The organism is Streptomyces sp. NPDC051738, assembly GCF_044453205.1.
Classification (GTDB): domain Bacteria; phylum Actinomycetota; class Actinomycetes; order Streptomycetales; family Streptomycetaceae; genus Streptomyces.
Genome location: NZ_JBITCM010000002.1, coordinates 198,157 through 223,416, shown reverse-complemented (window position 1 = coordinate 223,416; position 25,260 = coordinate 198,157). Strand labels below are relative to the sequence as shown.

At 70.6% G+C, this 25,260-nt stretch carries 21 protein-coding genes; 9 read left to right on the top strand and 12 right to left on the bottom strand.

The window, feature by feature from the left end:
• Window positions 1–4 precede the first annotated feature (4 nt).
• Entirely contained in the window at window positions 5–1,426 is a 1,422-nt protein-coding gene (locus ACIA8X_RS05590) for an ABC transporter substrate-binding protein (protein WP_399457833.1), read from the bottom strand.
• 167 nt (window positions 1,427–1,593) lie between these two features.
• Here ACIA8X_RS05590 and ACIA8X_RS05585 point away from each other — a divergent pair, with 167 nt between their 5' ends.
• Genes ACIA8X_RS05585 through ACIA8X_RS05575 form a run of 3 tightly spaced genes read left to right on the top strand, consistent with a single transcriptional unit; the run spans window position 1,594 to window position 4,497 of the window.
• On the top strand, window positions 1,594–3,054 hold the full coding sequence (locus tag ACIA8X_RS05585) for an FGGY-family carbohydrate kinase (protein ID WP_399457832.1): 1,461 nt from the start codon (window positions 1,594–1,596) through the stop codon (window positions 3,052–3,054).
• Window positions 3,051–3,704, top strand: coding sequence for a histidine phosphatase family protein (locus ACIA8X_RS05580; RefSeq protein ID WP_399457831.1), 654 nt, complete (start codon window positions 3,051–3,053; stop codon window positions 3,702–3,704). Before ACIA8X_RS05585 ends, ACIA8X_RS05580 begins: the two co-directional genes overlap by 4 nt.
• A 13-nt stretch (window positions 3,705–3,717) precedes the next feature.
• Window positions 3,718–4,497 (top strand): SAM-dependent methyltransferase, encoded by a 780-nt coding sequence (locus tag ACIA8X_RS05575; protein WP_399457830.1) that lies wholly within the window; start codon window positions 3,718–3,720, stop codon window positions 4,495–4,497.
• A 105-nt stretch (window positions 4,498–4,602) separates the two neighbouring features.
• Here ACIA8X_RS05575 and ACIA8X_RS05570 read toward each other — a convergent pair whose 3' ends face one another.
• The 7 genes from ACIA8X_RS05570 to ACIA8X_RS05540 all read right to left on the bottom strand — a co-directional run bounded on the left by ACIA8X_RS05570 (window position 4,603) and on the right by ACIA8X_RS05540 (window position 12,646).
• A complete protein-coding gene (locus ACIA8X_RS05570) occupies window positions 4,603–6,009 on the bottom strand; it encodes an amino acid permease (protein WP_393451471.1) in 1,407 nt (468 codons plus the stop codon).
• Window positions 6,010–6,130: 121 nt separating this feature from the next.
• Window positions 6,131–7,051 (bottom strand): TauD/TfdA dioxygenase family protein, encoded by a 921-nt coding sequence (locus tag ACIA8X_RS05565; protein WP_399457829.1) that lies wholly within the window; start codon window positions 7,049–7,051, stop codon window positions 6,131–6,133.
• A gap of 11 nt (window positions 7,052–7,062) precedes the next feature.
• Window positions 7,063–8,406 carry an LLM class flavin-dependent oxidoreductase gene (locus tag ACIA8X_RS05560; protein WP_393451465.1) on the bottom strand — a complete coding sequence of 448 codons (1,344 nt, stop codon included), beginning with the start codon at window positions 8,404–8,406 and terminating at the stop codon, window positions 7,063–7,065.
• A gap of 160 nt (window positions 8,407–8,566) precedes the next feature.
• A complete protein-coding gene (locus ACIA8X_RS05555) occupies window positions 8,567–9,301 on the bottom strand; it encodes an ABC transporter ATP-binding protein (RefSeq protein WP_393451462.1) in 735 nt (244 codons plus the stop codon).
• Window positions 9,277–10,128 (bottom strand): ABC transporter permease, encoded by an 852-nt coding sequence (locus ACIA8X_RS05550; RefSeq protein ID WP_393451460.1) that lies wholly within the window; start codon window positions 10,126–10,128, stop codon window positions 9,277–9,279. Before ACIA8X_RS05550 ends, ACIA8X_RS05555 begins: the two co-directional genes overlap by 25 nt.
• A gap of 8 nt (window positions 10,129–10,136) precedes the next feature.
• A complete protein-coding gene (locus tag ACIA8X_RS05545) occupies window positions 10,137–11,204 on the bottom strand; it encodes an ABC transporter substrate-binding protein (protein WP_393451457.1) in 1,068 nt (355 codons plus the stop codon).
• A 218-nt stretch (window positions 11,205–11,422) separates the two neighbouring features.
• On the bottom strand, window positions 11,423–12,646 hold the full coding sequence (locus tag ACIA8X_RS05540; RefSeq protein ID WP_399457828.1) for an ROK family protein: 1,224 nt from the start codon (window positions 12,644–12,646) through the stop codon (window positions 11,423–11,425).
• Window positions 12,647–13,096: 450 nt separating this feature from the next.
• Between ACIA8X_RS05540 and ACIA8X_RS05535 the strand changes: the two genes are divergently transcribed.
• Window positions 13,097–13,678 carry a biotin transporter BioY gene (locus ACIA8X_RS05535; RefSeq protein ID WP_399457827.1) on the top strand — a complete coding sequence of 194 codons (582 nt, stop codon included), beginning with the start codon at window positions 13,097–13,099 and terminating at the stop codon, window positions 13,676–13,678.
• A gap of 83 nt (window positions 13,679–13,761) precedes the next feature.
• On the opposite strand, the gene ACIA8X_RS05530 is transcribed toward ACIA8X_RS05535, so the two are convergent.
• A complete protein-coding gene (locus tag ACIA8X_RS05530; protein ID WP_399457826.1) occupies window positions 13,762–14,487 on the bottom strand; it encodes a hypothetical protein in 726 nt (241 codons plus the stop codon).
• A gap of 277 nt (window positions 14,488–14,764) precedes the next feature.
• On the opposite strand from ACIA8X_RS05530, the gene ACIA8X_RS05525 reads away from it, so the two are divergent.
• On the top strand, window positions 14,765–16,750 hold the full coding sequence (locus tag ACIA8X_RS05525; RefSeq protein ID WP_399457825.1) for a protein kinase: 1,986 nt from the start codon (window positions 14,765–14,767) through the stop codon (window positions 16,748–16,750).
• An 81-nt stretch (window positions 16,751–16,831) separates the two neighbouring features.
• Here the strand turns inward: ACIA8X_RS05525 and ACIA8X_RS05520 are convergent, their stop codons facing one another.
• Window positions 16,832–18,322 (bottom strand): amino acid permease, encoded by a 1,491-nt coding sequence (locus tag ACIA8X_RS05520; protein WP_393451445.1) that lies wholly within the window; start codon window positions 18,320–18,322, stop codon window positions 16,832–16,834.
• Window positions 18,323–18,539: 217 nt separating this feature from the next.
• On the opposite strand from ACIA8X_RS05520, the gene ACIA8X_RS05515 reads away from it, so the two are divergent.
• The gene (locus tag ACIA8X_RS05515; RefSeq protein WP_393451442.1) at window positions 18,540–19,025 is read left to right on the top strand and encodes a ribose-5-phosphate isomerase; all 486 of its coding nucleotides are present in this window, start codon (window positions 18,540–18,542) and stop codon (window positions 19,023–19,025) included.
• A gap of 321 nt (window positions 19,026–19,346) precedes the next feature.
• Complete coding sequence (locus ACIA8X_RS05510; RefSeq protein WP_393451439.1) at window positions 19,347–20,156, top strand: Fpg/Nei family DNA glycosylase; 810 nt, start codon at window positions 19,347–19,349, stop codon at window positions 20,154–20,156.
• Window positions 20,157–20,184: 28 nt separating this feature from the next.
• Here ACIA8X_RS05510 and ACIA8X_RS05505 read toward each other — a convergent pair whose 3' ends face one another.
• On the bottom strand, window positions 20,185–21,441 hold the full coding sequence (locus ACIA8X_RS05505) for a GNAT family N-acetyltransferase (RefSeq protein WP_399457824.1): 1,257 nt from the start codon (window positions 21,439–21,441) through the stop codon (window positions 20,185–20,187).
• Window positions 21,442–21,603: 162 nt separating this feature from the next.
• Between ACIA8X_RS05505 and ACIA8X_RS05500 the strand changes: the two genes are divergently transcribed.
• Both ACIA8X_RS05500 and ACIA8X_RS05495 read left to right on the top strand, forming a co-directional pair.
• Window positions 21,604–22,785: a PP2C family protein-serine/threonine phosphatase gene (locus ACIA8X_RS05500; protein ID WP_393451433.1), complete on the top strand. Its 1,182-nt coding sequence runs from the start codon at window positions 21,604–21,606 to the stop codon at window positions 22,783–22,785.
• Between the two features lie 722 nt (window positions 22,786–23,507).
• On the top strand, window positions 23,508–23,987 hold the full coding sequence (locus tag ACIA8X_RS05495; protein WP_393451431.1) for an HD domain-containing protein: 480 nt from the start codon (window positions 23,508–23,510) through the stop codon (window positions 23,985–23,987).
• 30 nt (window positions 23,988–24,017) lie between these two features.
• Here the strand turns inward: ACIA8X_RS05495 and ACIA8X_RS05490 are convergent, their stop codons facing one another.
• Window positions 24,018–25,244, bottom strand: a complete 1,227-nt coding sequence (locus ACIA8X_RS05490; RefSeq protein ID WP_393451428.1) for an acyltransferase family protein — start codon at window positions 25,242–25,244, stop codon at window positions 24,018–24,020.
• Window positions 25,245–25,260 lie beyond the last annotated feature (16 nt).

Sequence of the window (25,260 nt, the reverse complement as noted above, 5' to 3'; positions counted from 1 at the left end):
CGCGCTAGCCCACCTTGTCGGCGAGGTCGCCCGCCAGCCCGTCGAGCACCGACTTGGCGCCGCCACCGCCGTAGATCTCCTGGAGGGCGGCGGCCCAGCTGGTGGTCGCGTCGAAGAACTGGGCCTGCGGGGTGAACTGGATCTTCGTCTGGTCGACGACAGTCTCGAAGGTCTCGATGAAGCCGGGCAGGTGCCTCATCTTGTCCTTGTAGGCGCCGGCGTCGGCGATGGACTTCCTGACCGGGTCGATGTGGTTGTGCGTGATCGCGCTCTTGAGCAGGTGCTCCTTGCCGGTCGCCCACTGCAGGAACAGCCAGCTGGCGCTCTTCTTCTTGCTCTTGGCGTTCATGCCGAGCGACCAGATCCACATGTTGGTGGCGAGGGAGCCGTCCGGTCCCTTCGGCCCCGGGTGGAAGGCGATCTTCCCGGAGGCGGGACTCGCCCCCTCAACGGCCTGGAAGTAGGCGGCCGTGTCCGCGTCGAACAGCATCCCGGCCTTCTTCGCGCCGAGGTCGCTGGAGCACTGGTACCAGGTGTACGACGTCCAGGACGGTGGCCCGCCCTGCTTGACCATGCCGGCCCAGTCCTCGGTGAAGGCGACGGCCTCGGGGCTGTTCATGGCGGGTGTGAGCTTCCCGCCCTCGACGCGGAAGTCCTTGAGCCCGTTGCGGGCGTACATGGTCATGAAGCCCGGGTGGATGGTCGCCCAGCTCCTCGACCCCCGTACGGCGATCCCGTACATGCCGTCGAAACCGGCGCCCGGCGCTTTCTGCTTGATGGCCCCGGCGATCTCGCGCAGCTCGTCGAAGGTCTCGGCGGGCTTGAGGCCGAGCTTCTTGAAGACGTCCGTGTTGTAGGCGACGACGTTGGTCTCCCAGCCCCACGGCAGGGCGTACTGCCCGCCCTGTCCGAGCGGCGCGCCCGCCTTCAGTGACCACTGGTCGGCCTGGAGGAGGTTCGGGAAGAAGTCGGCCTGGTCCCATTCGGTGCCGGTGGCCGAGGAGTTGCGCATCCAGGGCCCGAGGTCTTCGAGCCACCCGGGCGGCCCGTACTGCCACACCATGTACGCGCCCAGCATGAAGACGTCGTACGAGGCGCGCCCGCTGGACAGGTCGACGGTGAGCTTGTCGAAGTAGTTGTCCTCGGGGAAGACGTCGTACTCGACCTTGATGCCGGTCTTCTCGGTGAAGGACTTCAGGTCGGCGATGAGCGCGTCCGTGTACGGGTGCTTGTTGAGCAGTGCCTTGACGGTCGTGCCCTTCTCCCGCTTCCAGTCGAAGGAGCCGGTGACGTCGTCCGCCGCCGAGCCGTCGCTCTTGTTGTCGTCGCCGCCGAATCCGGCACCGCAGGCGGACAGCAGGGGCGTGGCTGCCAGGGCGGCGCTCAGCGCCAGGAACCGTCGGCGGTCGTGCGCGTGCGTGTTCATCCGTGACCTCCACGTGGGGTTCGGTCCGGTCCGGTGTTCGGGTTAACGCGGCGAGTCGACTCGTTAACAGAGGGTGGAACGGCGGAAGTTGGGCGTCAATCCCTCGCGCAGGGGAAAATCTCAGGGCAGAGTGTGAAGTTCACGGATCCAGATGTGCGGGAGGCCGGATGACTGACGAGCACGAGGCCTGGCTGGGGATCGACCTGGGCACCCAGAGCGTGCGGGTCCTGCTGGTCACCGGGGACGGCACCGTCCTCGGCAGCGGCTCGGCGCCCCTCGCGGGGCGGCGCGACGGCGTGCGGCACGAGCAGGATCCGGGGGAGTGGTGGGAGGGGCTGTGCGCGGCGTCCCGTGCCGCGCTGCGGGGGCGGCCCCGGGTGCGCGTCGGTGGGCTCGCGGTGTGCGGGACGTCCGGGACCGTGCTGCTGACGGACGGGGCGGGGCGGCCGATGAGCCCGGCGCTGATGTACGACGACAGGCGGGCGTCGGCGGAGGGGGCGCGGGCGCGGATGGCGGGGCTCGCGGTGCAGGACACCTGGGCGCTGCCGAAGGCGCTGTGGCTGACCGAGGCCTACGGCCACGGCCGGATCACCCACCAGCCGGACCTGGTCGTCTCCCTCCTCACCGGCGAGCTGCCCCCGGCCGACTCCAGTCACGCCCTCAAGACCGGCTACGACGTGGAGCGCGACGCGTGGCCGTCGATGCTGCCCCGCCTCGGCCTGTCCGACCCGGCGATCCCCGACGTCGTACGCCCGGGCACCCCCCTCGGCGAGGTCTCCGCGACCGCCGCCGAAGCCACCGGCATCCCCGCCGGCACCCCCGTCATCGCCGGGATGACCGACGGCTGCGCGGCCCAGATCGCCTCCGCCGCCCTGCGCCCCGGCTCCTGGAACTCGGTGCTCGGCACCACGCTGGTCCTCAAGGGCGCGTCCCCGACGCCGGTCCGGGACCCGACCGGCGTGGTCTACAACCACCGTGCGCCGGACGGGAGTTGGCTGCCGGGCGGCGCCTCAAGCGTGGGCGCGGGGGTACTCACGGCGGCGTTCCCGGGCGCGGACCCGTCGGCGATGGACAAGGCGGCCGCCGCGTACGAGCCGTCCGGCGCGATCACCTACCCCCTGGTGTCACCCGGCGAGCGCTTCCCGTTCCTGGCCCCGGACGCCAGCGCGCTGCTCCTGGGCGAACCGGACTCGGACGCCGACCTGTGGGCCGCACTCCTCCAGGGCGTCGCCTTCACGGAACGCCTGTGCCTGGACTACCTCCACCACCTCGGCGCCCCCCTGGACGGCCCCCTCACCTTCACGGGCGGCGCCGCCCGCAGCCCGTACTGGAACCAACTGCGCGCCGACGTCCTGGCCCGCCCGGCCCGCGTACCCCAGCAGACGGAACCGGCCCTGGGCATGGCCGCGTTGGCGGCGTACGGCACGGGCGCGGCACCGGATCTGGCGGAGGCGGCGGAGGCCATGGTCCGCATCGGCACGACGGTCGAGCCCCGCCCCGACCGCACCGCCCTCCTTGCCGAGCCGTACGCCCGACTGATCGACGAGCTGACCACCCGAGGCTGGCTCCCGCCCCCGGTCGCGGCACACGCGCATGCCCGCCTGGACGTGGATACTGCGGAATCATGAGTACGAGCGTGAGCATGGGGACGAGCACAGGTACGACGCTGCTGCTGGCCCGGCACGGGCAGACGGTCTGGCACGCCGAGAACCGCTACGCCGGGATCAGCGACGTGGCCCTCACCGACACGGGCCGCGCCCAGGCCGAGGCCCTCGGCCGCTGGGCCGCCACCCACCCGGTCGACGCGATCTGGACCTCGCCCGTGTCCCGGGCGGTCATCACCGCCGACCCCGCCTGCCGGGCCCTCGGGCTCACCCCGCACCGCGAACCCGGCCTGCGCGAATGCGACTTCGGGGTGCTGGAGGGACGTACGCTCGCGGAGTTCGCGGCAGAGGACCCGGTCGCCGCGGAGGCCTTCCGGGCCGACCCCGTGGCCCACCCGTTCCCGGACGCGGAGAACCCTGCCCTCGCCGCCGAACGCGGTGCCGCCGCCCTGCGTCGCATCGCCGTGGCCCACCCGGGCGAACGCGTCCTCGTCGTCGCCCACAACACGCTCTTCCGGCTGGTGCTGTGCACGCTGCTGTCGATCCCGGTCGGGGAGTACCGCAGAGTGTTCCCCCGGTTGCGCAACGCCGCGATCAGTGAACTCCTCGTAAGAACCGACGGGTCCGCCGCACTTCTCTCCCTCAATGTGCCCTGCGAGGCCGACCTGCCGTAGCACCATGGGGCGCATGACGGAGATCGACACCTCGGTACCGCACTCGGCCAGGATCTGGAACTACTGGCTGGGCGGCAAGGACAACTACCCCGTGGACGAGGCGGCCGGCGACGCCTACACCGCCGTCTTCCCCGGCATCGTCACCATCGCCCGCAGCAGCCGGTCCTTCCTGGGCCGCAGCATCCGGTACCTGGTCGCGGAGACGGGTGTACGCCAGTTCCTCGACGTCGGCACCGGGCTCCCGACCGTCGACAACACCCACGAGGTCGCCCAGGGCCTCGCCCCCGAGTCGAGGATCGTCTACGTCGACAACGACCCGCTGGTCCTGGCACACGCCCGCGCGCTGCTCACCTCGACCCCCGAGGGCGTGACGGCGTACGAGGACCTGAGCCTCTACGAGCCGGAGAAGATCCTTGAGGCGGCCTCTCGCACCCTCGACCTCACCCGCCCCACGGCCCTGATCCTCAGCGGCATCCTCGGCCACGTCGCCGACTACGACCAGGCCCGCGACATCGTCCGCCGCCTCCTGGCCGGCCTGCCCTCCGGCAGCTACCTCTCCCTCAACGAGGGCTCCCGAGGCACCGACCCGGCCTACGAACAGGCCCAGGACGCCTACAACGAGACCGGCGCGGTCCCGTACTTCCTGCGCCCCGTCGACCAGATCGCCGCCTACTTCGAGGGCCTGGACCTGGTGGACCCCGGCCTCGTCTCGGTCCCGCTGTGGCACCCGGAGCCGAGCGACACCGATCCGCAGCCGATCGGCCAGCACGGCGCGCTCGGCCGCAAGGCCTGACGCCCGCAAGGTCTACGGCCTGACGGCCACCCGGCAACGGCAACAGGAAGCCCCCGCGACTCACGACCTCGCGGGGGCTCCTTCACTCCTCGGGCGGGATGGGCGTCAGCCCTTCGCGCGAGCCCGCTGCCACGCGTACCCGACCACCGCCAGGAACACCGTCATCCCCCCGGTCGAGTACAGCTGCACCCGCGTGTCCGGCTCCCGAGCCATCAACACGAGGATCGCCGCCATCCCCGCCAGCGCCACCCACGTCAGCACCGGGAACGCCCACATCCGCACGACCAGCTTCTCCGGCGTCTCGCGCTCCAGGCGGCGGCGCAGCCGCAGTTGGGAGACGGCGATGAAGATCCAGACGACGAGGATGACCGCGCCGATCATGTTCAGCAGCCAGGGGAACACGTCGTCCGGGCGCCAGTAGCTCAGCACCACGCACACGAATCCGAAGACGGAGGAGGCCAGCACCGCGATGCGCGGGACGCCGCCCGACACCCGGCCCAGCGCCTTCGGGCCCTGTCCGCGCTGGACGAGGGAGTACGCGATGCGCGACGAGCCGTAGATGTTGGCGTTCATCGCGGACAGGAGGGCCACCAGGACCACGACGTTCATCAGCTGGCCGGCGCCGGGGATGCCCAGGTGGTCCAGGGTGGCGACGTACGGGCCCTTCTCGACGACCGCCTTGGAGTCCCAGGGGACGAGGGTGACGACGACCGCCATCGAGCCGATGTAGAAGAGGGCGATGCGCCACATGGCCGTGCGCACGGCGCTGGCCACGCCGCTGACCGGGTTCTCCGACTCGGCCGCCGCGATGGTGACCGTCTCCAGGCCGCCGTAGGCGAAGAGCGAGGCCAGTAGGCCGATGATCAGGCCCTCGGTGCCGTTGGGGAGGAATCCGCCCTCGCCGGTGAGGTGTGCGGTGCCCGGCGCGTCCGTGCCCGGCAGAACGCCCGCGATGGCCAGCCCGCCCAGCACCAGGAACAGCGCGATCGCGCCGACCTTCAGCGCGGCGAACCAGAACTCGAACTCGCCGAAGTTCTTCACGGCGGCCAGGTTGGCCCCGCAGAAGACGGCCATGAACAGGGCCACCCACGCCCACTCGGGCGTATGCGGCAGCCAGGTCGTGACGATCTTCGCGGCACCGATGCCCTCCAGGCCGACGGCCGTGCAGAGCAGCACCCAGAACGACCAGCCGGCCGTGAAGCCCGCCCAGGGCCCGATGGCCCGCTCGGCGTGCGCGGAGAAGGAGCCCGACGACGGATGGGCGGCCGACATCTCGCCGAGCATCCGCATCACCAGCATCACGAGGAGGCCGGAGACGACATAGGCGATGACGATCGAGGGGCCGGCGGCGGCGATACCGGCTCCGGACCCCACGAACAGGCCCGCGCCGATGACGCCGCCGAGGGCGATCATCGACAGATGGCGCTGCTTGAGTCCGTGGTTCAGGCCGGGGTTCTGGCCGGGGGAGACGCCGTCCGCCTTCGCGGGCGTCTCCGTGGAGGTGCTGGGCATGGGCGCGGCTCGTCCAATGCGTGAGAGGGCAAAAAACGCCCACAGTCTGGGCAGCCTCTCCGCTCAGAAGGAGAGACTGCCCACTATGCGGACACTCGCCGCACTGTACGTGACGCCCAGGTCACGCGGCGACGGGGGTGGCCACGGGTGTGTAGTGCGACGCGTCCCCCTCGATCGAGTAGCTCTCCTTGCCCTCGATGCCGACCGGCACGTCACCGGCGACGGTCACCCGGTGCAGGCGGCGCGGCAGGCCGTCGTAGTTGTCGATGGCGTAGTGCTGGGTGATGCGGTTGTCGAAGACGACCAGCTGGTTCGGGGACCAGCGCCAGCGCAGGACGTTCTCGGGCCGGGTGACGTACGACTGGAGCAGGTCCAGGATCTTGCGCGACTCGCCCACCGACAGGCCGACGATCCGCTGGGCGAACCCGCCGATGAACAGCCCGCGCTCCCCGGTGAGCGGATGGACGCGGACGACCGGATGGGCCGTGCGGTACTTGATCGAGGTGAACTCGGCGCGCTGCTCGGCCTTGTCCGCGTCGATCTCCTCGTCCGGCACCGCGTAGTCGTAGTCGTTGGTGTGCTCGGCCCACAGGGTGTCGGCCAGCTGCCGCAGCGGCTCGGGCAGGTCGCGGTAGGCGGCCGCCGAGCTGGCGATCAGGGTCTCGCCGCCGTACGGCGGGATCGTGATGCTGCGCAGGGTGGTGGCCTGCGGCGGGTTGAGGACGAAGGTGACGTCGGTGTGCCAGTGGTTGGCCCGGCCGCGCTCGCTGTCCACGGGCAGGACGTTCGCGGCGCCGTCGACGGCGGACACGGTCGGGTGGGCGGTGGTGATGTCGCCGAAGTGGCGGGCGAAGGCCTGGTGGCTCGCGTCGTCGAGGTTCACGTCGTCGAAGACGAGGGCCTTGTGGACGTTGAGGGCCTCGCGCAGGGCGGCGACCTGCTCCTCGGCGAGGGGCTGGGAGATGTCGACGCCAAAGACACGGGCGCCGATGTTGGCGGTGACCTTCTGGATGTCGAGGGAGTCGAGGGAGTCGAGAGACATGTGCGGTCCTTTCAGACGAGGGCGGGTGCGGACGGGCTGACGTACTGGTTGGCGGGGCGCGGGAGGCCGTAGCGCTCGCGCAGGGTCTGCCGCGGGCCGTACTCACCGCGGAGCAGGCCGCGGGCGCGCAGGATCGGGACGACGTGGTCGACGAAGGCGTCGAGGCCGGACGGGAGCACCGGCGGCATGATGTTGAACCCGTCGGCGGCGCCCTGCGTGAACCACGTCTCGATGGCGTCGGCGACCTGCTCGGGCGTACCGGCGAAGGTGAGGTGACCGCGGCCGCCGCCGAGCCGCCCGATGAGCTGCCGCACGGTGAGCCGCTCGCGCCGGGCCAGCTCCACCACAAGCGTGTAGCGGCTCTTGGCGCCCTCGATGGCATCCTCGGAGGGCAGGGAAGCGGGCAGCTCGGCGTCCAACTCCAGGGATCCAGGCGCCAGTTGCAGCAGGCTCTCCAGCCGGCCCACCCCGTGCGCGTACACGATGTGGTCCTCCAGCTCCTGCTCGGCCGCCAGCGCCTCGGCCTCCGTCGAGCCGATCACCGGGACGATGCCGGGTAGCACCTTGATGTGGTCGGGGTCGCGGCCGGTAGCCGCCGTACGTTCCTTGAGATCGGCGTAGAAGGCCCGCGCGTCCTCGACCGTCTGCTGCGCGGTGAACACCGCCTCCGCGTACCGGGCGGCGAAGTCCTTGCCGTCCTCGCTCGACCCGGCCTGCACGAGCAGCGGGTAACCCTGCGGCGTACGCGGCACGTTGAGCGCGCCCTCGACGTTGAAGTACGTCCCCCTGTGCCGCGGCGGATGGATCTTGGCGTCGTCGCCCCACACACCGGCCGCCTTGTCGGCGACGATCGCGTCGTCCTCCCAGCTGTCCCAGAGCTTCAGGGCGACGTCCAGGAACTCGCCGGCCCGGGCGTACCGCTCGGCGTGCGCGGGCTCGGCGTCAAGCCCGAAGTTCCGGGCGGCCTCGGCACCGGCGGTGGTGACGATGTTCCAGCCCGCCCGGCCGCCGCTGATGATGTCCAGCGAGGCGAACTTGCGGGCCAGGTTGTAGGGGGAGTTGTAGGAGGTGGACGCGGTGGCGATCAGCCCGATGTGCTCGGTGGCCGTCGCCAGCGCGGTGAGCAGCGTGAGCGGCTCAAGGGCACCGGCGGGGCGCTGCGCGAGGTTGTTCCACAGCTGGGGGCCGTCGGCGAGGAAGAGCGAGTCGAAGGTCCCGCGTTCGGCGATACGGGCCAGGTGGACGTAGTGGGCCAGGTCCACATGCGCGTAGGGGTCACTCTCGGGAAGCCGCCAGGAGGCCTCGTGGTGGCCGGTGTTCATGAGGAAGGCGTTGAGGTGGAGCTGTCTGGGCATGGAGGTCCCTTGATCTGGATAGAAAGGGGGATTGCGGGGGCGGTGACTTGGGGTGGGCTGTGCGGGGGCGGTGACTTTCTGGCGCCGGTCCCGGCATTTCAGCCAGTCCGGCGTTCGAGGACGAGCGCATGGCCGTCCCGAACCCCCACCCACCCGACGGTCACCCGACGTCCTCGGTCACACCCAGCGCGGCAAGCAACCGCTCCCGGTACTCCCCGAGCAACGGATCCCGGTACGACCGCGGATGCGGCCGGTCGACGACCAGGTCGAGCCCGATCCGCCCCTCCTCCAGCACCAGCACCCGGTCCGCCAGCACGATCGCCTCGTCCACGTCATGCGTGACCAGCAGCACCGAAGGCCGATGCCGCTCCCACAACTCCCTGAGCAGGACATGCATCCTGATGCGGGTCAGCGCGTCCAACGCCCCGAACGGCTCATCGGCCAGCAGCAGCTCAGGCTCCCGCACCAGCGACCGCGCCAGCGCCGCCCGCTGCGCCTCACCCCCCGACAACTCGCTCGGCCAGGCCCGCTCACGCCCCTTCAGCCCCACCTCTTCGAGGGCCTCCCGCCCCTTCCTGTCGGCCTCCTTGCCGTCAAGACCGAGGAGTACGTTGTCCAGCACCCGCCGCCACGGCAGCAACCGCGAGTCCTGGAACACCACGGACACCCGCTCCGGCGCGCTGAGCTGCCCGCTGCCGGCCACCTCGTGGTCGAGGCCCGCGACGGCCCGCAGCAGGGTGCTCTTGCCGGAGCCGCTGTGGCCCAGCAGCGCGGTGAACTGACCGGCGGGCAGGTCGAGGTCGATGCCGTCGAGGACCGTACGCCCCTCGAAGGAGCGGGTCAGGCCCCTCAGCTGGACGGCGGGACGGGTCAGCTGCTCAGTGTGCGGCGCCACGACAGCACCCTCCGTTCGATGATGCGGACCGTGCTGTCGGAGATCAGGCCGAAGATGCCGTAGACGACGAGGCCGACGAGGATGACGTCCGTCTGGCCGTAGTTCTGCGCCTGGAACATCATGTAGCCGAGCCCGCTGGTGGCGTTGATCTGCTCCAGCACCACCAGACCCAGCCAGGAGCCGGTGACGCCGAGCCGGAGTCCCACGAAGAATCCGGGCAGCGCGCCGGGGATGACGATCTGCCGGATGAACTGGACGCGGTTCAGCCCCTGCACCTCGGCGAGTTCGACGAACCGGCTGTCGATGCCGGACAGCGCGGCGTGCGTGTTGAGGTAGATCGGGATGTAGACGACGATCGCGATGATGGCGATCTTGAAGGTCTCGCCGATGCCCAGCCAGAGGATGAACAGCGGGATCAGACCGAGGGTCGGGATCGCCCGGTTGAGGTTCACCGTCCCGTCGATCAGCGCCTCCCCGGTCCGGCTGAGCCCGGAGGCCAGCGCGAGGGCGATCCCGGCGGTGAGGCCGAGAACGAACCCGGTGCCGGCGCGCTGCAGCGAGGTCAGGATGTCGCCCAGTAGGGTCCCGTCGGTCCACAGATGGGCGCCGGTCTCCACCACCGTCCAGGGCGCCGGGATCGCGCCGGGGTCCAGTGCCCCGGCGGCGGAGGCGACCGCCCACAGGACGACGACGAGGGCGGGCCCGGCGAGGCGGGCGGCGGGGACGCGTTTGCCGGGCGCGAGGGAGCGGCGCCGGCGGACGCGACGGTCCGGCGCCGGCTCGTGCTCCGCGACGGGTGCCGCGGTACTCACGGTCGTGGTGGTCATGGCGGTGGTCACCTCCGGTATTCCGCGGGTACGGACTTCGCCGCGATGCCTTCGAAGCGGTGGTCGAAGAGCTCGCTGACGTCGAACTTCTTCACGAAGCCGCCCTCCGCGAGCAGATCGGCGGTCTCCTGCTCCCACTTGATGGCCTCGTCCCAACTCGGCGGGTACAGCGGCTTGTTGGCGAGCTCGGTGATGGCCTCGGCCTGCGCGAGGGTGAGGTTCTGGGTCTTGACGTAGAACTCCTCGTTCCAGGCGTCGGGGTTCTCGTACGTCCACACCTGGCCCTTCGCCCAGTACGGGATGTACGCGGCGACCGCGGCGGCCTTCGCGGGGTCGTTCAGCACGGAGACCGGCGCCCAGAGCAGGTTGAGCAGGTCGACGACGTCGGTGGTGATGGCGCGGGCGCCCTTCGACTCGTACGGCCCCAGATAGGCGGGCGCCTGCTGGTTCGCGAGCGGGGCGATGTCGACCTGGCCGGACTGCAGGGCGGTCAGGAACTGGTTGCTGGTCAGCGGGACCAGCTCCACCTCGTCGTACTTCAGGCCGGCCTTCTTCAGCGCGCGCAGCAGGACCACGCCCTGCGCCTGGCCCTGCGAGAAGGCGAGCCGCTTGCCCTTGAAGTCCGCGACCGACCGGATGTCGCTGCCGGGCTTGGTGGCGAAGAGGTAGTTGGGCTTACGGGTGATGTTGATCGCGACGATCTTCGCGTCGAAGCCCTGGTAGTACGCCTGGATCGGCGGAATGCCCGCGTTGTTGGCGACGTCCAGGGAGCCCGAGCGGAAGGCGTTGATGACATCGGGCCCGGCGCCGATGTTCAGCCAACTGCTGATGGTGAACGGCGGATCGCCCAACTTGGCCAGTCTGAACTGGAGTTGCTGGGTGTTCTGATACGAGGCGATCTTCAGGCTGGTCCCGGCGGGAACCTTGGCGGCGAGCGGGGCGGTGGAGGCGCCCTCGGCGGCGTCGGCGGCGCTGCTTTCGGCGCAGCCGGTGAGGCCGGCGGCCGCGGCGGTGACGCCGAGCAGTGAGGTCAGGAAGAGACGGCGATCGACGCCCGGGGCAGGCAGAGACGGCATGGCAGGACTCCGTAAGCCAAAGTGATGGGAATGCATGCGGAATTCCGGGCAGGAGAAAGCCGGGGCGGGGGAAATTCACGCAGGAGGAATTGAGCGCTTCACACGTGGCGGTGTGTCAGCAACAGAGGGTGCGACAGCTCACGAACAGGCTCATGAGCAGGATGTTCCCGGTCATCGGCGATCCCTGTCAATATTCCGAGTTTCTGAATTAAATAGCCTCAGGTGGAACGCTCGAAGGACGCGCCCAACGGATCCCGATACAGCACGTCCAGAGCCACCGAGCCACCGGCCGTGGCAAGTACGGAATCCGCGAAACTGGTCGGCGCGACGGCCGCCGCCCGCTCGCTCCCCACCCCTTCGCGCAGCGCGTCCAGGCAGTCCTGCCGGCTCAGCACGCCGAGCTCGGTGACGACGACCGTCTCCGGGTTGAGCACATCGAGCAGCAGCCCCACCGCGCGCCCGGTCATCCGCGCCCGCTCGGTCAGCAGCCGTACGGCCACCGGGTCCCCGCCCGCCGCCGCACGCACGACATGCGTCGGGTTCACCCCGTCGACGACCCCGGCCTCCCGCGCCCGTCGGCACAACGTCCGCTCGCTCAACTCGACCTGCAGACAGCCGACCCGCCCGCAGTCGCAGGTCTCCGTGCCGCCCGGCACCGGCAGATGGGCGATGGCGCCGGCCTGCGAGCGGGGACCGTGATGCACCTCGTCATGCGTCGCGAACGCCGCGTCGACCACGTTGCCGACGAACAGATGCAGCACACTCCCGCTGCCCCGGGCCCGCCCGAACAGCCGCTCCGCGTTCACCAAAGCCCGCGCGTGCCCGTCCACATGGACCGGCAGCCCGGTGTGCGCGCCGAGCACCTCCCGCACGGGCACCTCGCGCCAGCCCAGCAGCGGGTGCGCGACGACGGTCCCGGAGTCCCGGTCCACCCAGCCGCCCGCGGCGAACCCGACGCCGAGCGGCCGACAGCCCGGCGCCCCGTCCAGCAGCGCGGCCAGCCCGTCGGCGGCCCGGGCCAGGACGTCGTACGGCTCGATGGCCCCCGAGTGCCTCAACTCCCGCTCGGCGACGACCCGTCCGCGCAGATCGAGCAGCGCCACGGTGGTGTACGGCACGGCCACATGCACCCCGCCCACCACGAACCGCGAGGCGTCCAGGTCGACCGGCACATGCGGTCTGCCGACGCCGCCCTTGGCCTGCCGGGGTGCGGCGGCCTCGCGGATGAGCCCGAGCCCGGTGAGGCGGGCACAGTGGTCGGTCACCGACGCCGGTGACAGACCGGTCAGCCGGGCGATGGTGCTGCGGGCGACCGGCCCGTGTTCGAGCACGGACCGCAGGATGGCGCTGGCGCTGGTCCGGCGCCGGTCGCGGTCGGCGATACGGGGGATGGGAGACGAGAGCGAAGGCGAAGGGGTGGGTGCTGCCGCGGTACGGGGCATGGGAACTTCCTCGGGGCCGGTCCGAAACTGCGCCGTCTGGGACGGGCGAGTCGTACCGAAGCACCGGAGTACGAAGCACCGGAGTACTGAGGCCGACTCACCCCGGACGGCGACAGGCGGCCGCGCCCACGCGTCGCAGGTCGACGTGGCGACGCGACGAGAAGTTCCGGGACTGGGCGACCATGCGCTCGAAGCTAGCAAAGCGGCCCACCGCTGCCCAGACGGCGACCGACGGGCGAGACGCCTCTTCACACACCGGCAACACGCTTGTGAGCTGGACGTCCTTGCCTCAGTGACCGGTGTCACCCCGTACCCGGTGTAACGCCCACCCTTTGTCCGAAGCCCACCAAGCCCGCGAACCGCCCTTTGTCGACCACTGACGGTGAGGGACCGAAACACCCTGGGATAGCGTCACAGCGTCCCGTACTGCCCTCACCCCGCGGAGTCCCCATGAGCACGGCAGCCGCCGCCCCCGCCCGCACCGGACAGGTCCTCGTCGACCTGCTCCCGGCCTCCCGAGTCCGCGACATCGCGCTCGTCGTCGGCGGCGCCGCGTTCACCGGCCTCGCCGCCCAGATCGCCGTGCCCGTGCCCGGCTCCCCGGTGCCGGTGACCGGCCAGACCCTCGCGGTGCTGCTGGTCGGCACGGCCCTCGGCGCCGGACGCGGCTTCCTCTCCCTCGCGCTGTACGCGCTGGCGGGCATCGCGGGCGTGCCGTGGTTCGCGGACGGCACCTCCGGCGCCGCGGCCCCGTCCTTCGGCTACATCCTCGGCATGATCCTCGCCTCCACCGTCGTCGGCGCCCTGGCCCGCCGCGGCGCCGACCGCACCGCGCTGCGCACGGCGGGCGCGATGCTGCTGGGCGAGGCGATCATCTACGCCGTCGGCGTCCCCTACCTGGCCCTCGCCACCGGCATGTCGGCGACCGCCGCCATCGCGGCCGGCCTCACCCCGTTCCTGATCGGCGACGCCCTGAAGGCCGCCCTGGCGATGGGCGCCCTGCCCACCACCTGGAAGCTGCTCAACCGCTGACGCCGTAGCCGCGGTTCCCGCGGAACACTCAAGAGGCTCGCCGGGTCGCGCTGCGACCAGCCCGGCGAGCCTCTTGTCGCGTCTCAGCCCTCCCGTGCCCGCCGCGGCCGTCGCTGCGACCACCACAGCCCGGCCGCACCCGCCGCGACCAGCGTCGCGCCGGCCACGCCCAGCGGCAGGACGTCACGGCCGAGGCCGGTCCTGGGCAACTCGTCGGCGCCGGGCGCGACCGGCGTGTTGTCGGTGCCGAGGAGCAGTGGGGTGGCCGGGGCGTCGGGCGACGGGTTCGTCGTACCGAACGGCACCGGGCCCTGCTGCCAGTACGTCTTCTTGCCGTCGCTCGTCTGGACGGGCAGGCAGATCTTGCCGGTCTTGCCCAGGTCGTACGTCGCGTCGACGGCGTACGACTTCGATTCACCGGCCGGCAGATTGTCGAGGGGGCAGCTGAAACCGCTGTTCGAGCCCTCCGGCAGATCTCCTTCCTCGATCGCCGAACACCCCTCGACATTCTTGACCGTGAGGCCGTCGAACCCGACGACCAAAAGCCTGATCTCTCCGCTTTCCTCGGTCCCTTCGTTCTTCACCGTGGCGGTGATGTCGGTCTCCTGTGAACCGTTGTCCACCGAGATTTTCTCGGGCAGTTCAGTGGTCAGCTTCACCCCTGCCGGCGCCTCGTCGATGACCTTTCCCCCCTTGTTGCTCCCGGGCCCCTGGTCATCGGCCCCGGCCGTGGCGGAAAGGATCAGAACTGCCGAGAAAGATGCCGCGACCAGCGATCCCGCGATGGCCGTCGTGCGACGAGAACTCATGTTCGCCCCCCTTGCCTGCGCCTGAATTCGCAGTACTTGAAGAGCTACCACAAGATTTCTCCGCACTATGCTGGTACGGCGCGAAGTGTGACCATTGTGTTTCAATGGCGGAAGTCCGATGCGGCTTCGAGGGGGGTGCAGTGGATTGCCGGGAAAAACGGAGAACACGGGAAACACGGGAAACGCGGGGAATTCGGGAAACACGAGGAGCGGCGGGCTTCCGGGATTGCTGGTGACGGGGCGCTACCGATTGGTCGAGAGTATCGGCCAGGGGGGAATGGGGCGCGTGTGGCGGGCCGTCGACGAAATACTCGACCGTCTCGTCGCCGTCAAGGAAATGCGCATCGACGGCCTCGACCCGGAGGACACCCGCACCCGCCGCGAACGCACCCTGCGCGAGGCGCGGGCGACGGCGAGGATCGACCACCCCAACGTCGTACGGGTCTACGACGTGGTCGACGAGGGCGAACGCCTGTGGATCGTCATGGAGTTGGTGGCCGGCCGCTCCCTGGAACGGACCATGGCGGAAGAGGGCCCCCTCGGCCCCCGCGAAACGGCCCGGATCGGCATGGGCCTCGTGGCGGCACTGCGTCAGGTGCACGCCCGCGGTGTCCTGCACCGGGACATCAAGCCGGGCAACGTCCTGGTGGAGGCAAGGGCGGAGGCGGAGGGGACGAACGTGCGGGGCCGGGTGGTCCTGACGGACTTCGGCATCGCGGCGATCCAGGACGCGAAGGCCCTCACCATGGTCGGCATGCTGGTCGGCTCGCCCGACTACATGGCCCCCGAGCGCATATCCGGCCGCCCCCAGGGCCCACCGTCCGACATCTGGTCCCTGGGCGCCACGCTGAGCTCGGCCCTGGCCGGCCGCTCCCCGTTCTCCCGCGACACGACGCTGGCAACCCTGCACGCGGTCCTGTACGAGGAACCCGAACTCCCGCCGACGGCAGGCCCGTTGCGGGACATCCTGGCCGCCCTCCTGGAGAAGGACCCGTCGAGCCGCCCCGGCCTGGACGACTTGGAGACGGCCCTGGAGGGGGTGGCGTTTCCGGCGCCGACGTCGGCGCCCCCGCTCACGCCTACGCCCACGATGCCGGTGGCCGGGGGAGCGGTTGGGGAACTCCGGAGGGCGGTGGAGGAACGGGATCCCGAGCCACGGCTCGAATCGCGGCCCGAACCGGTGCCGACGCCCGAGCCCGAGCCGACCGCGAGCCCCCTCCACAAAGCCGAGCCGACCCCGGATCCCGCAACAACGGCCGCCCCCACCCCCGAACTCCAGCTCCCAAGGGAGACACCCACCCCCGCCCTCCTGCAGCAGCCCCCCGCTCTCACCCCGCGCGACCCCCGCCAGCCGGACGACGCCATACACGACGCGATACCGCCACGCCCCTCGATCACCAACCCGACCCCAGTCGCCACCTCCCCCTCCGTCACCCCTTCCTCGGGCACCCCCTCCCCCTCCGCTTCCGCCGAACTCCCCTCCACACCTCCCCGCCGCGCCGGCGTCAGCCTCTCCCGCGCCGAAGCGGTGACCGAACGACGGGCCCCGGAGCCGGAACTCGTGTCGCCCGGCGCCGCACGGCCGTACACCCCGATGCCGCCCGGCGAGCTCCCCGGCCCCCCGGTCCCGGCGGAACCCCGGCGCGGGCGGCGCCGTACGGGGCGTATCGCCGTCGCCGTGGGTGTCGTCGCCGCGAGCGCCCTCGTCGCGGTCGTCCTGGCGACCGACTCCGGGTCGCCGGAGGGCAAGGAGGCCGGCTCGTCACCGTCCGCCTCGGCCGCGTCCACCCCCTCCGCCGACCCCTCGTCCACGGTCGAGGGCACGTCGAGGCCGCAGAGCCTGCCGCCCGGGGCGCGCCGGGAGGCGGGCGGGTTCGCGTGGGTGCCGCCCGAGGGCTGGCAACGGGACGTCAAGACGGGGTCGGAGGTGCACTACACGTCACCGGACGCCAAACAGGAACTCGCCGCGAAGTCGTCCCTGGCCCGCGACGACCTGATGGACTCCTGGCAGAAGTCGGAGAAGGACGCCCAGCAGGGGCAGCAGTACCGCAAGATCCGTCTGGAGCGGACGACGTTCCGCGGGTACCCGGCGGTCGTCTGGGAGTACACCTTCACGCTCCAGGGCGCCCCTTGGCACGCCCGGCTGCTGGGCTTCACCGTGGACGGCAAGTCGTACCAGATCAACACGTGGTACCAGCCGGACATCGAGGCCGAGGCCCTGAAGACCTACGAGAAGGTGAGAGACGGCTTCACGGTGCTGTGAGAGACAAATGTGAGAGACAAAAGGGAGGGGCGGCGGGGCGCCATACGCACCCCACCGCCCCTCCACAGGCACTGGCCGGTCTCAGCCGGTCTTGACCTCGTCGCGAGGCTCGGCCGAGGCGGCCACCTCGACACCCGCCGCGCGCCCACGGCCGACCTTCTCCTTCACGAAGGCGGTCACCAGGACGAGCGCCGCCACGAGGAGCGACAGCAGCACCGTCTTGCGGCCGTCGTGTTCGGTGTCGGTGAGCATGTAGCCGAGGACGAAGACGATCAGCGCGGCCGTCGCCCAGGTCAGGTACGGGTACAGCCACATCTTCACGACGAGCTTCTCCGGCGACTCGCGCTGGATGATCTTGCGCATGCGCAGCTGCGAGAAGCAGATGACCAGCCAGACGAACAGGGCGACCGCGCCGGAGGAGTTGACGAGGAAGAGGAAGACGGAGTCCGGGTAGGCGTAGTTGAAGAACACCGCCACGAATCCGAAGACGACGGAGGCCAGGATCGCCGTACGAGGCACGCCGTTGCCGGTCGTGCGGCCGAAGGCCTTCGGGGCGTCACCGCGCTGGCCGAGGGAGAAGGCCATGCGGGAGGCGGTGTAGAGGCCGGAGTTGAGACAGGACAGCACCGAGGTCAGCACGATGAAGTTCATGATCTGACCGGCGTGCGGGATGCCGAGCGAGTCGAGGGCGGCGACGTACGAGCCGTCCTTGGCGATCGCCTTGCTGTCCCAGGGCAGCAGGGCCACCACGACGAAGATCGAGCCGAGGTAGAAGACGGCCACTCGCCAGATGATGCTGTTGGTGGCCTTGGTGACGGCCTGCTGCGGGTTCTCGGACTCACCGGCGGCAAGGGTGGCGATCTCGCTGCCCATGAAGGAGAAGACGACCAGCAGCACACCGGTCAGGATGGCGCCGGCACCGTTGGGCAGGAAGCCACCGTGCTCGGTGAGGTTGCTGAGCCCGGCCTGGTCGCTGTCGACGCCCGGCAGCAGGCCGAACACGGCCAGCCCGCCGATGACGATGAACGCGGCGATCGCGACGACCTTGATCCCGGCGAACCAGAACTCGAACTCGCCGTAGGAGCCGACGGAGACGAGGTTGGTGGCGGTCAGCACCACCATCACGATCAGGGCCCAGCCCCACTGCGGTACGGCCGGGATCCAGCCCTCCAGGATCACCGCACCGGCGGTCGCCTCGACCGCCAGCACGACGACCCAGAAGAACCAGTAGAGCCAGCCGATGGAGAAGCCGGCCCAGCGCCCGAGCGCCCGGTCGGCGTGGGCGGAGAACGACCCGGACGTCGGGTTGGCCGCGGACATCTCACCCAGCATCCGCATCACCAGCACCACGAGCGTGCCGACGAGGGCGTAGGAGAGGAGGATGCCGGGGCCGGCGGTGGCGATACCGGAGCTGGACCCGACGAAGAGTCCGGCGCCGATGACACCGCCGATGGCGATCATGGACAGATGCCGGTTCTTGAGCCCGGCCTGCAGGCCATGCCCGCCGGGAGCGGGTCCGGCCGAACCGGACGAGCCGGCCGTCTTCTGGGTCTGGGGCGGCTGCGAAGTCATGGAACGGATTTCCTTTGCGCCGTGGGGAGCGGTTCTCGTACGAGCGGTATTGGTGTGATGTACGAGTCGGCCCAGTGAATCGGAGGAGAACGAATTCTGGAACCTTTGATTCGGGATTGTTACTTGAGGTTTTCTTGAGCTTCCATGGCGTGCGTCACAGTTGACGCGATCGACACCCGGCGCTGCTGCCCCGAAACACCCGTGTCACACTCGTTCCATGCGCGTGTATCTCGGCTCCGACCATGCGGGCTTCGAACTCAAGAACCACCTCGTCGAGTGGCTCAAAGCGGCCGGTCACGACCCGGTCGACTGCGGCCCCCACATCTACGACGCCCAGGACGACTACCCGCCCTTCTGCCTCCGCGCGGCGGAGCGGACGGTCGCGGACCCCGACTCCCTCGGCATCGTGATCGGCGGCTCCGGCAACGGCGAGCAGATCGCCGCGAACAAGGTCAAGGGCGTCCGCGCGGCACTGGCCTGGAGCGAGGAGACGGCGGCGCTGGGCCGCCAGCACAACAACGCCAACGTCGTCGCGGTGGGCGCGCGCATGCACACGCAGGAGGAGGCGACGAAGTTCGTCGAGACCTTCCTGGGCACCCCGTACTCGGGCGACGACCGCCACACCCGCCGCATCACGATGCTGGCCGACTACGAGACGACGGGCGACCTGCCCCCGATCCCGCCGCACCACCCGCAGCAGTAGCTTCAGGAGGGGACTCCGTCCCTGGCTTCGTTGGCGTCCGGCACATGAGGACGAGGCCCCGCCGTCCCGATCCCCCACCCACCCGCAGGGGGCGCTTGGTGAGGCGGGCGCCACCTTCTCGGCGCCGGGCCCAGGCACTTTCAGCCCGTCCGGCGTTTGAGGACGAGGCCCCTTCAGGGCCGAAAGCGGGGGTCTGGGGGCGGCAGCCCCCAGAAGGTGGGGTCAAAGGGGCGGCAGCCCCTGGAGGACGGGACGGGTAGGGGCGGCGGGGGCGAAAACCTGACCGCCGCCCACCCACCCGCAGACAAAAAAGGAGCCACCGTGCCTGAGGGGCACACCATCCACCGGCTGGCCCAGGACTACGCCGCCGCATTCCTCGGCACGACCCCGAACATCACCAGCCCCCAGGGCAAGTTCTCAGACGCCGCAGCACTCCTCACCGGCGCGGAACTCACCCACACCGAGGCCCACGGCAAACACCTCTTCCTCGGCTTCCGAGACGCCGACTGGATCCACATCCACCTCGGCCTCTTCGGCAAGGTCAACTTCGGCGCCACCCCCGCACCCCCACCCACGGAAACCGTCCGCCTCCGCCTCGCGAACAGCACCGCATACGTCGACCTCCGCGGCCCCACCACCTGCGCCCTCATCACGCACACCGAGAAAGAGGCGATACACGACCGCCTCGGCCCCGACCCCCTCCGCGCCGACGCCGACCCGCACACCGCCTTCCAGCGCGTCTCCCGCAGCCGTACGACCATCGCGGCCCTGCTCATGGACCAGAAGGTCATCGCGGGCGTGGGCAACGTCTACCGCGCCGAGGTCCTCTTCCGGCACCGCATCGACCCGTACCGCGCGGGCAAGGACATCACCCCCGCCCAGTGGGACACCATCTGGACGGACCTGGTCGAGCTCATGCACGAGGGCGTCCGCAACAACCGCATCGACACCGTCCGCCCCGAGCACACCCCGGAGGCGATGGGCCGCCCACCCCGCGTCGACGACCACGGCGGCGAGGTCTACGTCTACCGCCGGGCCAACCTCCCCTGCCACCTCTGCGGCGCCGAGATCCGCACCGCCGACCTGGCCGCCCGCAACCTCTTCTGGTGCCCGGACTGCCAGACCCCGTAGCCGAGCCGCCCGGGCGTCGACCCACGCGTCAGAACCCGTGCGGCAACCAAGGCGCCACGGCGGACGCGAACCCCACCGACGCCTCCGCCAACGCCCCCTGCCGAATCTCCCGCACCCGCCCGGCCGAACCCAGCGCCGCAAGACTCACGCCACCGAGATAGGCCGCCCCCAACTCCCGTACGGACAGGGCGAGATCGGCCGCGTCCGTCGTACGCTCGCACGACGCACCCTTGGCATCCCCGGACAGCCGCCAACGCCCCGCGTTCCACGGGCAGAAGGCGTCCTCCACCTCGAACACCACATCCACCGGCGCCTGATACGTCCGCGCCTGAAGCGCCGCCCCGACATCCACCAACCGCACATGCAACGCGTCCCGCACCCGCACCGCACACCGCCGAATGTCGGAGACCTGGTGCTGCCACGCCTCGTCCACAGGCCGCGCGTACGCCTTCACCGTGGACGTCAGGTCGATGCCGAACAGGAACCGCCACAGCGCCGCCTGCGCCGCCGGGTCGAGGGCCTGTACGTCCCGCAGCTGCACGGCGCCCTTGGGCCCGCTGCGGTCCCAGTCCGGCTTGACGTGGAAGCGCGCGTACCCGACCACCTCGCCGTCCCGCTCCGCCAGCACGCACTGCAGCGGCGACGCCCCCTCCCGCTCGCTCTCCGGGTCGAGTACCCCGAGCCGCTCCCAGCCGGGCAGCCGGGCGAGCATTCCGGGCCGGTCGGCCACCTTGCGCGCGTACACGGCCTCGCAGACGTCGAGGACGTCGGCGGGTACGGCGTAGCGCAGCCGTACGTCATCGGTGCCGGGCGGCACGGACAGCCGGACGCGGGTCGTGTCGATCTCGGTGCTCACCTGGAAGCTGCCGACGCCGTAGCCGAACCGGCCGTAGATCTCCGGCTCGGAGGCGGTCAGGACGGCCAGCGGCCAGCCCCATTCCCTGACGTCGTCCAGCTGCCGCCGCATCATCGACGTCAGGACGCCGCGCCGACGATGCGTGGCGGCGACGCTGACCATGGTCACGCCGGCGGCGGGCACCGGAGCGCCACCGGGCACGGTGAGCCGGAAACTGAACGCGCCCGCCGTCCCCACGCACACGTCGCCGTCCCAGGCGCCGAAGGAACGGTCGAGCTCGGTGAGGGAGTTCCACAACTCCCGCTCCTCGGCCGCCTCCGGGACCCCGCCGAAGGAGCGGATGAGGGCGTCGTACCAGATGTTCCACTCGTCCTGCCGCAGCACCCGCAGCTCGGGACGGCCGGTCTCACTCGCACTGTCATTCGCCATGAATCATGCCTACCAGGGCATTGCGGGACGAGCGAGGGAATTTCTCGTTGGCGGCGGCGAGAGCGCTTTCCGTGAAGTTCACTGTGAAGTTGAACCTCGGACGGGGGACAAGTGGGACCTCCCGTGCCAAGCAGCAGGTCCGATGGATAGGGTCCCGAACTAATGGCAGCAGGACGAGAGCGGCGCACGGTGGCCGAGACGTTCACGGCCCGGGTGAAGATGCAGTGGCACCGGGCCCGTGTCGGCGTGCGCAGAAGCGCCGTGGACTACTTCCGCGGCGACGGCTCGGACTGGATCGCACTGGCCGGCCTGCTCCTCACAGTCCCTCTGATCTGCGCCGTGACGATGGCCAACCCGGTGTGGTTCTCCCCGGCCGCACTGGTCCTGCCGATCGTCGCGGGCGGCCTGCTGCTGCGCCCGGCGAGCCTGCTGGGCCTGTACGCGGCGGCGGCCACCGCGCTGATCGTGGAGTCGGTGCAGCTGGGCCCGTACACGGAGGGCCCGTCCCGCGTCACTCCGGGCATCGTCCTCGTCGTGGCGGCGTGCGGCTTCTTCGGCTTGCTCATCGCCCAGTTCCGCAGCCGGGTGGGCGTGCCCTGGCGGCGCGGCGGCACGATGCTCTTCGACCTGCGCGAACGCATCCGAGTCCAGAGCAAGCTCCCACAGCTGCCCCACGGTTGGCATCGCGAGATGGCCCTGCGCCCGGCGGGCGGTCAGTCCTTCTCCGGCGACTTCGTGGTCGCGGCCCGCACGAACGGCGGCCGCACGCTGGAGGTGGTCCTCACGGACGTCTCGGGCAAGGGCATGGACGCGGCCTCGCGCGCCCTCCTCCTGTCCGGAGCCTTCGGCGGCCTCCTGGGCAGCCTGCCCCCACACGCGTTCCTCCCCGCCGCCAACGGCTACCTGCTCCGCCAGGACTGGGACGAGGGCTTCGCGACCTCGATCCACCTGGTCCTGGACCTCGACTCGGGCGACTACGAGCTGTACTCGGCGGGCCACCCCCCGGGCCTGCAACTGAGCGCGGGCAGCGGCCGCTGGGAGGAGAAGGCCGCCGAAGGCCCCCTCCTGGGCGTCTACGACGGCGCCCAGTTCGACCCGGTCAAGGGCTCACTCCGCCCCGGCGACGTCCTGATGCTCTTCACAGACGGCCTCGTGGAAACCTCCGACCGCGACATCGTCGAGGGCATAGACCGCCTCACGGGCGAGGCCGACCGCTACGTCGCCGGCGGCTTCCACGGCGCCGCCTGGCACCTCATCGAGGCAGTGGCAAAGGACGTCAACGACGACCGAGCCCTCCTGCTGATCTCCCGCGAAGGCCCAACTCCCCAGCCAACACCACGCTGACGCCCCCAGCCCCACTCACGGCACTCCACAGCCCCGGTCCGATCAACCCAGCCCTCCCGCAAGCGACCGCCACCTCTCAACGCTGGCGCAGGCATTCCAGCCTGCCCGGTGTTGGAGGCCCTGGTCGTACCGTCCCGATCCTCCACCCACCCGAGGGGGACTCGGTCCCGATCCCTCACCCACCCGAGAGGGACTCCGTCCCTAGCCCCCACCCACCCGCAGGGGGTGTCGTGGTGGAGCGACTGCACTTTCTCGACGCGGGCCCGCGCATTTCAGCCCGCCCGGCGTGTGAGGACGAGGTCGCGCGGTCCCGATCCTCCACCCACCCGAGAGGGACTCGGTCCCGATCCTCCACCCACCCGAGGGGGACTCCGTCCCTAGCCCCCACCCACCCGCAGGGGGCGTGGTGGTGGAGCGACGGCACTTTCTCGACGCGGGCCCGCGCATTTCAGCCCGCCCGGCGTGTGAGGACGAGGTCGCGCGGTCCCGATCCCCCACCCACCCGAGGGGGACTCCGTCCCCAACCCCCACCCACCCGCGAGCGGCGGTCACCTGTCGACGCGGGCCGGTATTTTCAGCCCGTCCGGCGTTTGAGGACGAGGCCCTTTAGGGGCCGAAACGGGGGTCTGGGGGCGGAGCCCCCAGAAGGGCCCCGGGGTCGAAGGGGCAGAGCCGCTGGAGGACGGGACGGGTAGGGGCGGCGGGGGCGAGACACTGGACCGGTGACCGAGACTCCCCGACCCCACCTGTCCCTGGCCGCCGTCGAGGCCATCGCCCGAGCCGCCCACGCGCCCCAGACCGACAAGGCCGGCCGCCCCTACGCCGAGCACCTGAGGGCCGTCGCCGAGGGCGTCCGCGCCCACGCCGGCGACGACGCCCAGATCGCCGCAGCCTGGCTGCACGACGCCGTAGAGGACGACGCCCTGTCCGACCATTGGCTCGAAGAGGCCGCACTGAGCCCCCGTACGAAGGCCATCGTGCGCGCGCTCACCAAGCGCCCCGGAGAACCCCCCGAGACCTACGCGGCCCGCATCCTCGCCACCCCCGGCGCACTACTGGTGAAACAGGCGGACCTGGCGCACAACGCGGACCCGAACCGCCTCGCGGCCCTGGACGAACCGACCCGAAAACGACTGACCGAGAAGTACGCACGGATGCACGCACTTCTCGGTCTGGTCGACGATCGAGGCTCCTCGTCGTGAGGGCCCTCGTTGTGAAGTTACAGCGCAGACTCAGGCATTGACCTTCTCGCGCGCGTCCGAGCCCGAGCCCGAACCCGCGCCCGACCCCTCACGCTTCTCACGCGCCCGAGCCACCTCCGCCGCATCCCGCTTGAACGCCCACTCCATCTTGGGCTCCATCGAGAACCGGAACACCCGCTGCACCGGCCTGGTGCACAGCAATGTGACACCGATCGCCGCGACAACGCTGACGAAGATCTCACCGAGCGGCCGCTGCAGCCAGGCATGGTCGAACCAGCCCTGGTAGTCACCGGCCTTCACGACGAAGCCGTGCAGCAGATAGCCGTACAGCGTGCCCGCACCGAGCGCCGTGAACCACATGTGGCGCCGCGGCACCCAGGCGAAGAAGCAGGCCGTCAGCAGCAGCGAGCAGCCGAACATCGCCAGCACCATCACCGGCCCGCTCCACCACGGCGCGGCCAGCTCCTGAGCCGCGTCCCGGTGGTAGAACCACGCGGTGTTCATGCGCGGCACCGCCCACCAGGCGAAGACCAGCGCCACCGCGAACACCGGCACGGACAGGATCCGCACCGTGCGCGTGCGCACCATGTGGAAGTGCTCGGGCTTCATGATCAGACCCAGCACGAAGTACGGCAGGAACTGAAGGACCCGCTGAAGGTCCAGGTCGTCGCCGATCTCGGGGGTGACCGTCGCCATCATGGCGAGGCCGAGCGCGAGCGGCAGCGGCCAGCGCACCATCTTCCAGATGGGGGTGGTCATCCGCCAGATGAACAGCGCGCACAGGAACCAGGTCAGGTACCAGGGGTCCAGGAGGCTGATCTCCTGGGTCGGGTCCTCGTCGATCCAGCGCTTGAAGAGCGGATAGGCCGTCTCGAAGACGATGTACGGCACGGCGACGCCGGCGATCAGCCGCTTGAGCCGGCTGGGGCTCGCGTCGAAACTGCGGGAGAAGAAGCCGGAGATGATGATGAACGCCGGCATGTGGAAGGTGTACACGACGGTGTACACGGCCTCCAGGATCCGACTGTCGCCCTTGATCGGCTCCCAGGCGTGTCCTATGGCGACGAGGACGATCGCCAGGTACTTGGCGTTGTCGAAGAACGCGTCGCGCTGCTTGGCACCGCTGGACGCGGGTCTGTTGTCGGCCTGAGCCTGCCGGTTCTGCGGCGAGCGCGGACTCGGCACTCCGTCCGCCGGCGACTGTGCCGGGGGGAGTGGCGCTCTGTTGTGGCCGTGCGGTCGCAACGAGTTCGTCACAGACCCTCCCGCCGGA

What these genes read in the sequence shown, in the direction of transcription:
- ACIA8X_RS05525 (WP_399457825.1), top strand. Translation starts at nt 14,765, where the DNA reads ATGGGGCGCGTGTGGCGGGCCGTCGACGAAATACTCGACCGTCTCGTC.
- ACIA8X_RS05520 (WP_393451445.1), bottom strand. Translation starts at nt 18,322, where the DNA reads ATGACTTCGCAGCCGCCCCAGACCCAGAAGACGGCCGGCTCGTCCGGT.
- ACIA8X_RS05540 (WP_399457828.1), bottom strand. Translation starts at nt 12,646, where the DNA reads ATGCCCCGTACCGCGGCAGCACCCACCCCTTCGCCTTCGCTCTCGTCT.
- ACIA8X_RS05590 (WP_399457833.1), bottom strand. Translation starts at nt 1,426, where the DNA reads ATGAACACGCACGCGCACGACCGCCGACGGTTCCTGGCGCTGAGCGCC.
- ACIA8X_RS05505 (WP_399457824.1), bottom strand. Translation starts at nt 21,441, where the DNA reads ATGGCGAATGACAGTGCGAGTGAGACCGGCCGTCCCGAGCTGCGGGTG.
- ACIA8X_RS05500 (WP_393451433.1), top strand. Translation starts at nt 21,604, where the DNA reads ATGGCAGCAGGACGAGAGCGGCGCACGGTGGCCGAGACGTTCACGGCC.
- ACIA8X_RS05535 (WP_399457827.1), top strand. Translation starts at nt 13,097, where the DNA reads ATGAGCACGGCAGCCGCCGCCCCCGCCCGCACCGGACAGGTCCTCGTC.
- ACIA8X_RS05560 (WP_393451465.1), bottom strand. Translation starts at nt 8,406, where the DNA reads ATGCCCAGACAGCTCCACCTCAACGCCTTCCTCATGAACACCGGCCAC.
- ACIA8X_RS05565 (WP_399457829.1), bottom strand. Translation starts at nt 7,051, where the DNA reads ATGTCTCTCGACTCCCTCGACTCCCTCGACATCCAGAAGGTCACCGCC.
- ACIA8X_RS05515 (WP_393451442.1), top strand. Translation starts at nt 18,540, where the DNA reads ATGCGCGTGTATCTCGGCTCCGACCATGCGGGCTTCGAACTCAAGAAC.
- ACIA8X_RS05570 (WP_393451471.1), bottom strand. Translation starts at nt 6,009, where the DNA reads ATGCCCAGCACCTCCACGGAGACGCCCGCGAAGGCGGACGGCGTCTCC.
- ACIA8X_RS05575 (WP_399457830.1), top strand. Translation starts at nt 3,718, where the DNA reads ATGACGGAGATCGACACCTCGGTACCGCACTCGGCCAGGATCTGGAAC.
- ACIA8X_RS05585 (WP_399457832.1), top strand. Translation starts at nt 1,594, where the DNA reads ATGACTGACGAGCACGAGGCCTGGCTGGGGATCGACCTGGGCACCCAG.
- ACIA8X_RS05580 (WP_399457831.1), top strand. Translation starts at nt 3,051, where the DNA reads ATGAGTACGAGCGTGAGCATGGGGACGAGCACAGGTACGACGCTGCTG.
- ACIA8X_RS05550 (WP_393451460.1), bottom strand. Translation starts at nt 10,128, where the DNA reads ATGACCACCACGACCGTGAGTACCGCGGCACCCGTCGCGGAGCACGAG.
- ACIA8X_RS05530 (WP_399457826.1), bottom strand. Translation starts at nt 14,487, where the DNA reads ATGAGTTCTCGTCGCACGACGGCCATCGCGGGATCGCTGGTCGCGGCA.
- ACIA8X_RS05545 (WP_393451457.1), bottom strand. Translation starts at nt 11,204, where the DNA reads ATGCCGTCTCTGCCTGCCCCGGGCGTCGATCGCCGTCTCTTCCTGACC.